This window comes from Mucilaginibacter agri, assembly GCF_009928685.1.
GTDB classification, from domain to species: domain Bacteria; phylum Bacteroidota; class Bacteroidia; order Sphingobacteriales; family Sphingobacteriaceae; genus Mucilaginibacter; species Mucilaginibacter agri.
The window spans coordinates 57,456-69,939 of sequence record NZ_WWEO01000043.1; the positions used below are offsets into that span (position 1 = coordinate 57,456).

A 12,484-nucleotide genomic window follows, 5' to 3' on the forward strand; every position below is an offset into this window, starting at 1 on the left:
ACTGCCTTTTTTAGAAACGGAATGCAAAGCTTGCTAAATATTGTCTCAGCATTTGTGGGTTAACAGACGAGTATCCTGTATAGTACTCTTTGTTGGTAAAGTTATTACAAGATAAGCCAATTCTGTAAACACCCTTGTCGTAAAACACGGTAGAGTTAAGTATGGTGTAAGACGGCAGGATGAACACACCCTGGCTACGGCTGTTAATTACTTTGTTATCGCTGGTATAATTACCGCCAAAACCCACACCTAAACCTTTAAGTTTTGGTGCTTGCAAACGGTAGCTAACCCATAAGTTAGCAGTGTAAGGCGAACCGGCTACACCCGGGCGAAGGCCATCAACATCTGCAGATGAGTTTATATATTTTGAGTCGTTGTAAGCGAAGCCCGCAACCACATTTAAACCAGTTAACGGGTTAGCAATAACTTCGGCTTCAAGTCCTTTGCTCACCTGGGTGCCATTCTGGATAGAGAAGTTTGGATGAGCAGGATCGGCGCGTAAAATGTCTTTTACTTTAATATCATAGTAGCTTAAAGTACTGCTCAATTTACCGTCAAACACATCTAACTTAACACCACCTTCAATTTGGTTTGCCTGCTCAGGTTTGAACGCATTGCCGGCAAAATCGGCACCCGGTTGGTTTTTAAAACCATTCTGGTAGTTACCGAATAACGATACATGGTCTTTAACAAGCTGGTAAACCAGACCAAATTTTGGCGACCATGCAGTTTGCTTGTAACCACCTGACTTAATACCGGTAGATGCATCTTCCACACCTGTGTAATCAAAACGATCAACGCGTAAAGCTGCAGATGCAATTAAACGGTCGGTTATGTTAAATACGTCAGATACATACGCACTGTAGGTATTCGAAGTGTAAATAAGCGGATAGGTAAATCCGTAGTTACCGGCATCATAAATAGCACCGAAATTGGCTTTGTTGAAGTTGCTATAGTTAAAGGTGCTGCTTTGCAGTGGTGCATTGCCGAACGAGCTTCCGAAGAAAAACTGGTTAGAGTTTACATGGTAATAATCCAGGCCAATAACCATACGGTTACGCATTTTACCAATTTTGAAATCGCCATTGAAGTTTTGCTGAACCTCGGTAGTGGTCGATTTGCTGTTGCGGGTCGATTGGTCATTAAGCGATACAGAATCTTTAGATATCAGGTAGAGATAGGGTCCGAAACCGTTAGAAAAACTGCTTGCCGATGTAAAGCTGGTTGTTGATTTCCAAGAGTTAGAGATCTTGTAGTTCATCTGTGCAAAATAGTTTGCGCTTCTTGAACGTTGTGATAAGCTTTTATCGTAGTAAGAACGCGTATAGTCGATGTTCAGATCATCTGCACGGCTAACTCCTAACTGGGCAATAGTTTGTCCATAAGGGAAAAAGTAGAAAGTATTTAAAGCATTTCTGCCGAAAAATAACTCAGCCTCTGCCTGGAAAGATAGCTTGTCGCTAACGCGGTATAATAAGCTTGGAGCAACGGCAACGCTTTTGCTAAAGCCATTATCCTGAAAACTGTTTTGATTGGTATAGGCTGTATTTAAGCGGAACAGCACTTTCTTTTGAGCATCTAATGGCGTATTCACATCGGCGCTCACACGGCTTAGGCCATAGCTGCCACCGGTGTAAGTAATTTCACCTGCAGTATTATCAAACGGTTGCTTGGTTACCCGGTTAATTAAACCACCATATGAGGTTACTGCGCTACCAAACAATGTTGCAGAGGGGCCTTTGATTACCTCGATACGATCAAGGTTTATCGCATCTATAGAGTTGGTAACATTACCGGCAACGCCATTACGTAGTTGGGTTTGAACCACAAAGCCACGTAAAGTATAGTAAGAGCCACCATCACCACCACGACCGGTAGCGTCCCACATTTTTTGCAGACCCGATACGTTTTTAACGGCCTCGTCTGCAGTGAAAAGGTTTTGCTCGGTTAATAGTTCACGACTGATAGATGTGTATGATTGTGCATTCTCGAGGTTAGCAAGCGGCATTTTAGCAACGTCGGTACTTACCTTTCTTTTAAAGCGGTTTACTTTATCGCCTTTTACGGTAACTTCCTGCAAACCGCTGCTGTTTAAGCTGATGGTAAGATCGTTAACCACGGTAGTTTTACCGGCGGTAATTTCTACATCAACCTCTTTGGTTTGCATACCCACGTGCGATATGCTCAGCTTATAATTGCCTGCGGGTGCTTTTAACGAGAAGATACCATCTTCACCTGTAACAGTAACCGAACCGGTTGATTTTAAGCTAACGGTTACGTTGTCAGCAGCTTTCCCTTCGGCATTGATAACTTTACCTTTTACAGTTCCTTTTGGGGTTTGTGCGTAGCTAACCGTGCTGCCGAAGCTCAGCACTGCCGCCAGTATGTATATTAGAAATTGGGTAGACTTGTTTGTGGATAGTTTAATCATGCTTATTTAGACTAATTATAAAGAATGGCGCAAATGTATGTTTTACATTTTAATTATCAAAGCTATTTAGACTTATTATAAACAACTAAGCGCTGTTGGATCACATTACGTGATGCCGTTAAACAAAGTAAGCCGGGCATTGCCCGGCTTACTTTGTTCGTTTAATTTGTAAAGTTTTAACGAATTACTTAAAATCTATAACCTAACGTAGCACGTACGGCACGTGGCGATTCTGCCTGCCAGGTATAAACAGTTTTGCCTTCAGAGCTTAGGTAGTCTTCATGACCGCCCGAGTACAGGTAGGTGTTTAATACGTTATTTACGTTAACAGCCAGACTGAACTTTCCCCACTGATATGATGCTGCAGCATCCAGGCGGAAGTAATTCGGCAGATCTGATGTTCCGGTGCCTAAGCTCCACGGAATACGATCCAGTTGCCATTGATAACCTGCCGAAAATCCTAAGCCTTTAAGGCTGCCGCGCTGCAGGCGATAGCTTAACCAGGTATTGGTTACGTGTTTGGCAAAGCCGGGTACCGGCGTGCCTACATTATTAGGGTCGGTATCTTCAGAAATGCGTGAATTGGTATAGGCATAGTTAGCCATTAAGCTTAAACCACTGATAATTTCGCCACGCGCATCAAACTCGATACCGTTGGTTTTGGTCTGACCGAGTTGTACCACGTAAGGCGTGTTAGGTCTGTCGGGGTCGGCAACTAGCTGGTTGTTTTTCAGGATACGATAAACCGATAATGACGTGCTCCATTTACCATTAAACCAATCGCGTTTAATACCACCTTCAAGGTTGTTGCCGGTAATTGGTTTAACAGAGCCGCCGCCAAATATATTACCTGTTTGCGGTATAAAGGCAACATCATAAACACCGTAAAGGGCTGTATTAGGATCGAGGGAATAGCTGATACCAAAACGCGGTGTAACTTTTCTGCTGGCGCTGGAGCCTGCATATGGGTCAACTACGGTGGCGTGAGTAAACCTGCCCGCAATAGTTAAGCGTAGTTTTTGCTCAAAAAAGCCAAGCTCATCCTGCGCATAAACAGATTGATATTTTTGCGAAGTAGCAGTGCCTAAACCGCGTTCGCTCAATGGTGCTGAGGTGTTAAACACAGGCAGCGTTACCGGACCATTGTTTGGATTAAATATATTAAAAGGTGTGTTTGGATCAAGCGAGCCAGATTGGTTATAATCTGCGATGTAGTATTTGTCGCCCAAATCAGCACCACCTAAAATACGGTGTTTAATAAAGCCTGTTTGCACTTCGCCATTTACAAAGGCCTGCAGGTTTTTAATGCGGTTGCTGGCATCCCACAAACCCAGGTTACGGTCTACATCGCCGTTATCCATAATGCTGTTGATCCAGTAGCTGTAGCCGTTTTGCTTGTAGTTAAAATACGAACCCTGTGCCGTAAACTTCCATTTGTCATTAAACTTATGTTCGTAATTTAAGAAAGCGCTTTGGTCATAAATGTCCGTTGCAGGGCTATTAGATGGGGCATTGGTGAAACTACGTGGTAAAGATGCATAGCCCTTTGTTGAGAAAAGGTAAGCTGTACCAAAAGCATTCATACGCTGATATTGGTAAGTATACTCAGCAGTGATCATGTTTTTATCGTCGAATTTATAACGCAGTACCGGTGCTATGCCGAAGTGATTGGTAAAGTCATACGGCCTCCAGTCTTTTGCCATTTGTCCCATCAGGTTCAAGCGGTATTGCAATTTACCGTCTTTGGTTATCACGCCGTCAAAATCTGCAGTAGCACGGTAGTTATCAAAGCTACCTGCACTCAATTCAAAAGCCTGGCGTGTTACACCTGTAGGCTTTTTGGTAACCACATTATAAAAGCCCGATGGGTTGCCATTAGCCAGCATAAAACCAGCGGGACCTTTTACAAATTCAATACGATCTACAAAGGCCATATCTTCGTTCAACGGCCCCCAGTCTGCTTCCAGGTTTACACCGTTTCTAAAAGGTGCAAGCCTGTCGCCACGGGCGTTAACGCGGGCATAGTTGCCCCAGTGCTCTTGCATGGTGATACCGCTTACGTTGCGCGATGCACCTTCGAGCATATTGTAGATCTGCTGATCTTTGATCTGATCTGAAGTAACTACCTGGATATTTTGAGGAATCTGAACCAGCGGCTCGTTTAAACGTAAGGTAGCAGATGGCTCGTCTACCTTATATTTTTGACGGCGGTCTGAGATCGAAACCTCTTTCAAAGAACTTGAGTTCTCTTTTAACATAAAATTTAGTGTAATGCTGCCTTTGGTTACAGTCACCGATTTCTCTTCAGACTGTAAGCCAACTGCCGTTACCTTAACGGTATATGTTCCGGATTTAATGTTGTTTAGTTGATAGCGGCCCGATTCGTTGGTGATGGTGCCCCTGGGGCTGTCTTTAATTCCAACGCTTACGGCTTCAGCTGGCTGTCCGTCTGATGTGGTTACCGTGCCCCTTATCGTGCCACTTTGGGCCAGGGCTGATGGTACGGCTAAAAATATAAAGGCGAGGAGATGTAAAATTTTGCGCATGATTTTTATTTAGACCAATTATAAATAATTGCGCAAATGTATCTTTCACATTTAAAAAATCCAAAAAAAATCCAGAATGTTTTTTATAAGATTAGATCTCGATCAGATCTTTCTTCTTTTTATTCTTCATTCGTTTGGGTACAAATTCCAATACTTCGGCCTTCAGTGCATCTATCATACGGCGTTTAATGAAGTTTTTTTGAGTTACAAGACTAATCTCACGGGCAGGTTCGGGCGATTTGAAATAGCGGACCTTGTCAAGCTGTTTTTCGGTTAGATCTACCAACGCCAGTTCTGGTAAAATGGTAGTGCCGTTATTTTGGTCAACCATACGTTTCAAGGTTTCTATGCTGCCGGTATTGTATTCGAAATGCTGAAATCCCTTGCTGCTTTTGCGTCGCTGGCAAATGTTAAGCACCTGGTCGCGCATACAGTGGCCTTCGTTCAGTATCCAAAGCTCTTCCATGTTAATATCGTCCGGGTTGATGTTTTTCTTCTTAGCAAGGTGGCTGTTCTTAGCTACGTAAGCCACAAAGTTTTCGTAAAAAAGTGGGGTTTCAGTTAACTGGGGTTCGTGCAATGGGGTTGAGAGTATTCCGCAATCTATCATCCCTAATTTCAATTGTTGAATGATCTGCTCGGTAGTTTGTTCCCATACTACAAGCTTCACCTGTGGGTATTTAGCAATAAATTGATTAATGATTTTGGGCAGGATATAAGGCGCAACGGTAGGTATGATGCCAACCTTGAGTTCGCCGGCGAGGTCTTTTTGGCGGTCGCTGATAATTTCTTTGATTTTTTGATGCTCCGAAAGCATCACGCGGGCCTGGGCAATAATATCGTTGCCAATTTCGGTAGGGACTACGGGCTGCTTAGTTCGGTCGAATATTTTTACGCCCAGAGTATCCTCCAGTTTTTGTACCTGCATACTGAGGGTAGGCTGGGTAACAAAGCATTTTTCGGCTGCAGAAACGAAACTTCGATAGGTGTCAACGGCAACAATGTATTCGAGCTGAACAATGGTCATATAGTTTGTATCTTTTTTCAAAGATACAAACTATTGATTTTATCTATAGGCATGACAGTCTACTCAACTGTCACAGATTTGGCAAGATTTCGAGGCTGATCTACGTTACAACCACGCATTACCGCAATATGATATGATAGTAATTGCAGTGGGATGGTGGCCAGTAAAGGCACAAATGCCTCAGATGTTTGCGGAATTTCGATCACATAATCAGCCATTTCTTTAACTACGGTATCGCCCTCAGAAACGATGCCTATAACATGTCCGCCACGGGCGCGTACTTCCTGTATGTTGCTGATCACTTTCTCGTACGATGAGTTTTTGGTAGCGATAAATACTACCGGCATGTCTTCATCGATGAGCGCGATAGGGCCGTGCTTCATTTCGGCAGCAGGATAACCTTCGGCGTGGATGTAAGAGATCTCCTTCAGTTTCAATGCACCTTCCAACGCAACCGGGAACGAACTTCCGCGACCAAGGAACAAGCAATTGGTTGCATCTTTAAACTTATCGGCAATCATTTTAACATGATCGTTTGCTTTTAACGCGGTTTCAATCAGGGTTGGGATCTGGTTAAGTTCGGTAAGGTATTCTATTAGTTTGCTTTCGGTAATAGTGCCGCGTTGCTGCGCAATGTAAAACGCCATTAAGGTAAGGGCAGTAACCTGTGCGGTAAATGCTTTGGTAGATGCTACACCAATTTCCGGTCCGGCGTGGGTATAAACCCCGGCATGTGTTAAACGAGGTATAGATGCGCCAACCACATTACAGATACCAAAAATGGTTGCGCCTTTTTCTTTAGCTAGCTCAATTGCCGCCATCGTATCAGCCGTTTCACCCGATTGCGAAATGGCAATTACCAGGTCTTTTTCGGTGATGATCGGGTTGCGGTAGCGGAACTCAGATGCATACTCAACCTCAACCGGTACACGTGCATATTCTTCAATCAGGTATTCGCCAACCAGGCCTGCGTGCCATGAGGTTCCGCAAGCCACAATGATAATGCGATCTACGTTTTTAAGTTTCTCTACGTATTCTTTGATACCGCCTAACTGCACTTTACCCTGTTGAGGATAAATACGGCCGCGTAGGCAATCGCGTACCGAGCGTGGCTGTTCGTAAATCTCCTTCAGCATAAAGTGGTCGTAGCCGCCTTTTTCGAGCATTTCTAATTGCAGCTCAAGCTTCTGTATGTACGGGGTTTGAACCGTGTTATCAATATTTTTGATCAGCAGGTCATCCCTGCGGATGTAGGCAATTTCGTTATCATTTAAGTAGATCACATTTTTGGTGTACTCTACAATCGGGGTGGCATCAGAAGCGATAAAGTATTCGCCTTTGCCAACACCAATAACCATCGGGCTGCCTTTACGAGCTGCAATAAGCTGATCCGGCTCATCTTCGCTCATAATTACAATAGCATAAGCGCCAATAACGCGGTTAAGGGCAACGCGCACGGCTTCCTGCAGTTCTAAACCTGTTTCTGTTTGTATATCTTCTACAAGGTGTATTAATACCTCTGTATCCGTATCGCTCTTAAAAACGTGGCCTTTGCCAAGCAAGGCTTCTTTAATGCTGTTATAGTTTTCTATAATACCATTGTGAATAATGGTAAGCTTACGGTCGCCAGATGAGTGTGGGTGCGAGTTGCGGTCGCTGGGCGCCCCGTGAGTAGCCCAGCGGGTATGGCCCATGCCAATGGTGCTGCTGGTATCAACGCCTTTTACAAAGTTTTCGAGATCGCTAACCTTACCGGCTTTTTTATAAACTTTAAGTTCTTCGTCTTTATTAAGCAATGCAACGCCGGCACTATCGTAACCACGATATTCCAAACGGTGCAAGCCTTTTATAACTATAGGGTACGCATCGCGAAACCCAATATATCCTACAATTCCGCACATAAATAGAGTGTTTGATTAATACTGCCACAAAGGTAAGCAGCTATACCATAAAAAGTTTGCTAAGCTAATAATTTGACCTCAAAAAAAAGCCCCCTGTTGTAGCAGGGGGCGTATATTATTTGGTTGCCTTTGTATAAGTAATGTTGAGCCTCATACGGTATGGATAGCTGGCCGAAGCCTTATTGGTTATACCTCCCACTCCTATAGCCCGACCGCCAGTTTGTGCGGTAGCGGCAATATCAACGGTAGATGTGTTGGTGGTATCAACAGGGGCTATAAATGTTCCATAATCGACCGTTTTACCACGCATCAGATCGGATATATAGCCCGTTATAATAAAGTGATACTCTTTAAGCGATTTTGAATAATAACCGCCAAAGGTGGTTACACTAATAAAGCGAGGATCTACAACGCTTGCATTAGTACCGCCGGTTGCATCTGGCAACTGCACGCGTGTTTTGGCAATATCGTACCGGTACATGCTCAACTTCGGTGTTGGTATGTACGGTATATCTGTGCCCGGCGCTGCGCTGACAATTAACTCCGCACGGTTTAATATTACATCGGTACCAGCATCTTTAATTATATTTTTAAGATATGGGAAACTTACTTTAGTACGTAAACCACCCAGGCCCTCCAGGTAAACAGTTTGTTGTGGTGTTGTACCTGCCAAAGCTGCTTTGACTTCGGTAGTGTAGGTGTGTTTAATTTCGGCAGCGCGGTTAGCAAATGGCAATGATACAATGGTAGTATCTACTGCTGTGCTGGTTGTAGCTTTGTAATAAACATCTATACGGCTCGAGTCGAGGTTAAGCATAAAGCGGCCGCCGTTACCAACCTGATTTTTATCGAGCGTAATATAAAGCCCTTTTACCTGGTTTTGGAATAAACTGTTGTTATTTAACACCGCGTTAGATGCGCCAAAAAGGTTTGCATAAATAAAGTTAGGGTCCAACTTTACACGCAATTGGGCACCTACAGATTTAAGCGTGTCCTTAGCACCGCTAACAATATCAGTAATCTTAACTGGAGTATGCGTACGCGAGTTAAAAGTTTGTGTTCCTAAAACAGCACCGGTATTAACACTCCAGGTCTTATTGTTGAAGTATACCTGAGTTGGACTTGGTTTTTCAGCAAGCTGATAAACATTTACTTTATACTTTGAGGTAAGCGAATCGCCATAAAAACCATCGTTATAACGCAACACAAGCAATGCCGAGTCGATAGTAATGGTACCTGTTGGCAGCGTGTAAGCAGCGCTACCCGGTAAACTTAACAATGTAGCGATATTCGCTTCTGAAGTACCGATAACCGGGTCTTTAAAATAAGCAAGCGGCGTTTTGGCTAACCCAGACGTAACCACACTATCCTCAGGGATAGTATTAGTTAACAAGGTAGCCGTGTCTATTATAGACCCCTCAATGGCCTGAGACGGATCTACAGCCAAGCCCAGTTTATCCTGGTTGGTGCAACTATTTAAAATAAAAAGACTTATCAACAGGGTTAATAAGTCTAGTCGGAAAAATTTCATATATGTCCTCAAATCTTTAAGCAACGTTCACCAATTCGTCATTGGTTATTTCGTCGTAAAAATTGTAATAATTTTCGAAATCTGAAGTAGAATTAAATTCCAGAATCGGTTTTTGGCTGTTTTTAACATTATTTAACACATCTGCGTCGATGTTTTCACTCGCCAAAACAATACCGTCACTATACTGGATAGCGCCACCATATAACGATGCATTGGTACCTGGCTTGTAGGCTTCGGTATGTGCTTCGGTCATATCGCTCATTACAGCTTTGCGTGCAAAATCGGCATCCAGTTGTTCTTTAAAGTCATTCTCATAAATAGAGTAAACTATTTTCGAATGCTTAAAGGTTGGATCGTCTTTGTAAGTATTTTTTAAATAAGCCGGAACCAAAGAGCTCATCCAGCCGTGACAATGCACGATATCTGGTGCCCAGCCTAATTTTTTAACAGTTTCTAATGCGCCTTTGCAAAAGAAAATCATACGCTCATCGTTGTCCGCATAAAACTTCCCGTCTTTATCATTGAACACATGCTTACGCTGAAAATACTCTTCATTATCTAAAAAGTACACCTGCATACGTGCCGAAGGAATCGAAGCCACTTTAATGATCAGCGGATTGTCATTATCATTAATGATAATATTCATTCCCGACAAACGTATTACCTCATGTAGTCGGTTCCTGCGCTCGTTAATATTTCCAAAACGTGGCATCAGGATACGGATCTCAAATCCTTTGTCCTGCATTGCTTGTGGCAACTGCCTTGTTATTTCAGAAATTTTAGTGAGTTCGAGGAAAGGCGACATTTCATGAGTTATAAACAGAAGCTTAGATTTACCCATTCTAATCAGTATTTAAAAATTTTAATATCGCTCAAAAAAAATTGAGTGTGCAAATATACACAATATGTTAAGAACTATCAATGGATTATGCAAGTAACTTTTGGTTTTTTTTAATTAAAAGCACAACTTTGCCAACTTTTTACCACGCACGGTTTGAAAATATTTACAACCAAACACGAGCTGCAACAGTATTTGCAGCAATGCCGCCAAAATGGCGAAACCATTGGGCTGGTGCCAACCATGGGGGCGCTGCACGCAGGGCACCTGTCTTTACTGGCCATGGCGCAGCAGCAATGCAGCACTACCGTGTGCAGTATTTTTGTGAACCCAACCCAGTTTACCAATCCCGACGATCTGCAGAATTATCCGCGCCCTATTGAGAGCGACATAGAGAAATTAACTGCTGCCGGCTGTGATGTTTTGTTTAACCCAACGGTAAATGAAATGTATGCCGCTAATGAGCAATGGCATATTGATTTAGGCGATCTGGAGCATTTGCTCGAAGGCGAGTTTCGCCCGGGGCATTACCAGGGGGTTACCCAGGTAGTATTTAAGCTGTTTGATATTGTAAAACCAGACAAGGCTTTCTTCGGTCAAAAAGACTATCAACAGGTATTAGTAATAACCAAAATGGTGCAAATACTTAACATGCCTGTTGAGCTGGTAATGGTGCCTATTAGCCGCGAGGCCGAAGGGTTGGCCATGAGTTCGCGTAATATCCATTTATCGGCCGACGACCGCGTACACGCCCTGGTATTATCTAAAGCATTAACCTGGGTTGCAAAGCATTTTAACGGGCAAAATCTGCAACAGGTAAGGCAAGAGGCTATTGATATGATCAATGCTGAGGATGGCGTTAAACTCGAATATTTCGAGGTGGCAGATGCGGATACCTTGCACCCTGCTGCCGAAACAACACCGCGCTTAATAGCATTAACAGCTGCGCAGGTGGGTAAAACAAGGCTGATAGACAATATGATAATCCGCTGATTTTCACTCCACCAATATCCAAATACTATATTATAACTTTGTAAAATGATTATTGAGGTTTTAAAATCAAAGATCCACCGCGTTAAAGTAACCGAGGCCGAATTGAATTATGTAGGCAGCATTACGATAGACGCAGATCTGATAGAGGCAGCCAATATTATCCCGAATGAGAAGGTGCAGATTGTAAATAATAATAACGGGGCACGCTTTGAAACTTATGTAATTAAGGGCGAACGGGGCAGCGGCATTGTATGCCTTAACGGCGCAGCAGCACGTCTGGCGCAGGTGGGCGATATTGTTATTATTATATCATATGCTTCTATGGAAATGGAAGAAGCGAAAAAATATGAACCGATTTTAGTTTTCCCCGATACAGATAATAAACTGATTAAGTAATTTAATCTTTCTCAGCCACATCCGCAGTAACATCCAAAACCACATGCAGGCTTACATCAACATCGGCCTGTTTGCGGAGCTTATATATCATCCTAACCCGGATGTTGGGCTGGCGCACGTGCTCGTCTAAAGAGTTCGTATTATCAATATCCAATGAAACGTTGTTGCCGGCAGTGGGGCTAATGTCTGTGCGGGAAGCCACCAGTACTTCGTCGCTGCCATCGGCTTTGGAAACATATATTTTAACTGAGCTCAGATCGCCTATATTATAACTGGATGGGTTGGTTGATTTTAATTTGGCCGATACAATGCGCACATTGTTTAACCGGGTAGCGTTATTGCCGCTTTTGCTAAAGTTTTGGTCAAAGCTGCTACCGGTACTTATTGCCGATTGCGTTGTGCCTACCTTTGCCGATGCGGGTACGGTTAATGTAGCCGTGTAAGGAAAGCTCGATTTAATCATTCTTTGCATCGTACCACAGCCAATCACGGCTATACACATGCCAATTATTAGGGTAGTAAAAACAATTCTCATAGTCTCAGCTCTGTTGTACCTTTAAATATAGCCCGGTAGCCATATATTTATTTATAACGGAATAATTGGTTAAAATGATACTGCACCGGTTATTTTAGGCTGATAAGGTGTGCAGATTTAATATCCAATATAGTAATGATTTACGGCATTTATCACGCCAGTATAAAAATCAAAATATTAGGCCGTTGTAATATTTAAAGTCCTATCTTTGCATCCCGACGCTGAAAGTCGGAATATCTGCTTCCAGCGCATAGTATTAACCGGTAAAAACTCATGCTTTTTGAGC

At 43.0% G+C, this 12,484-nt stretch carries 9 protein-coding genes; 2 read left to right on the forward strand and 7 right to left on the reverse strand.

Annotation, left to right across the window (positions count from 1 at the left end):
* Positions 1-10: 10 nt before the first annotated feature.
* From GSY63_RS13110 to GSY63_RS13135, 6 genes are all read right to left on the reverse strand, one after another.
* The gene (locus tag GSY63_RS13110; RefSeq protein WP_166586279.1) at positions 11-2,431 is read right to left on the reverse strand and encodes a TonB-dependent receptor; all 2,421 of its coding nucleotides are present in this window, start codon (positions 2,429-2,431) and stop codon (positions 11-13) included.
* A 188-nt stretch (positions 2,432-2,619) separates the two neighbouring features.
* Positions 2,620-4,977, reverse strand: coding sequence for a TonB-dependent receptor (locus tag GSY63_RS13115; RefSeq protein ID WP_166586280.1), 2,358 nt, complete (start codon positions 4,975-4,977; stop codon positions 2,620-2,622).
* Between the two features lie 91 nt (positions 4,978-5,068).
* Entirely contained in the window at positions 5,069-6,004 is a 936-nt protein-coding gene (locus GSY63_RS13120) for a hydrogen peroxide-inducible genes activator (protein ID WP_166586902.1), read from the reverse strand.
* Between the two features lie 59 nt (positions 6,005-6,063).
* Positions 6,064-7,905, reverse strand: coding sequence for a glutamine--fructose-6-phosphate transaminase (isomerizing) (glmS, locus tag GSY63_RS13125; protein ID WP_166586281.1), 1,842 nt, complete (start codon positions 7,903-7,905; stop codon positions 6,064-6,066).
* A gap of 115 nt (positions 7,906-8,020) precedes the next feature.
* Complete coding sequence (locus GSY63_RS13130) at positions 8,021-9,436, reverse strand: DUF4270 family protein (RefSeq protein ID WP_166586282.1); 1,416 nt, start codon at positions 9,434-9,436, stop codon at positions 8,021-8,023.
* 16 nt (positions 9,437-9,452) lie between these two features.
* Entirely contained in the window at positions 9,453-10,277 is an 825-nt protein-coding gene (locus tag GSY63_RS13135; protein WP_166586283.1) for a glycogen/starch synthase, read from the reverse strand.
* 153 nt (positions 10,278-10,430) lie between these two features.
* Between GSY63_RS13135 and panC the strand changes: the two genes are divergently transcribed.
* Entirely contained in the window at positions 10,431-11,267 is an 837-nt protein-coding gene (panC, locus tag GSY63_RS13140; RefSeq protein WP_166586284.1) for a pantoate--beta-alanine ligase, read from the forward strand.
* 45 nt (positions 11,268-11,312) lie between these two features.
* Positions 11,313-11,663 carry an aspartate 1-decarboxylase gene (gene panD, locus GSY63_RS13145; RefSeq protein WP_166586285.1) on the forward strand — a complete coding sequence of 117 codons (351 nt, stop codon included), beginning with the start codon at positions 11,313-11,315 and terminating at the stop codon, positions 11,661-11,663.
* A 1-nt stretch (position 11,664) separates the two neighbouring features.
* On the opposite strand, the gene GSY63_RS13150 is transcribed toward panD, so the two are convergent.
* Complete coding sequence (locus GSY63_RS13150) at positions 11,665-12,198, reverse strand: hypothetical protein (RefSeq protein WP_166586286.1); 534 nt, start codon at positions 12,196-12,198, stop codon at positions 11,665-11,667.
* Positions 12,199-12,484: the final 286 nt, after the last annotated feature.

What these genes read in the sequence shown, in the direction of transcription:
- glmS (WP_166586281.1), bottom strand. Translation starts at nt 7,905, where the DNA reads ATGTGCGGAATTGTAGGATATATTGGGTTTCGCGATGCGTACCCTATA.
- GSY63_RS13115 (WP_166586280.1), bottom strand. Translation starts at nt 4,977, where the DNA reads ATGCGCAAAATTTTACATCTCCTCGCCTTTATATTTTTAGCCGTACCA.
- GSY63_RS13135 (WP_166586283.1), bottom strand. Translation starts at nt 10,277, where the DNA reads ATGGGTAAATCTAAGCTTCTGTTTATAACTCATGAAATGTCGCCTTTC.
- GSY63_RS13120 (WP_166586902.1), bottom strand. Translation starts at nt 6,004, where the DNA reads ATGACCATTGTTCAGCTCGAATACATTGTTGCCGTTGACACCTATCGA.
- panD (WP_166586285.1), top strand. Translation starts at nt 11,313, where the DNA reads ATGATTATTGAGGTTTTAAAATCAAAGATCCACCGCGTTAAAGTAACC.
- GSY63_RS13110 (WP_166586279.1), bottom strand. Translation starts at nt 2,431, where the DNA reads ATGATTAAACTATCCACAAACAAGTCTACCCAATTTCTAATATACATA.
- GSY63_RS13150 (WP_166586286.1), bottom strand. Translation starts at nt 12,198, where the DNA reads ATGAGAATTGTTTTTACTACCCTAATAATTGGCATGTGTATAGCCGTG.
- GSY63_RS13130 (WP_166586282.1), bottom strand. Translation starts at nt 9,436, where the DNA reads ATGAAATTTTTCCGACTAGACTTATTAACCCTGTTGATAAGTCTTTTT.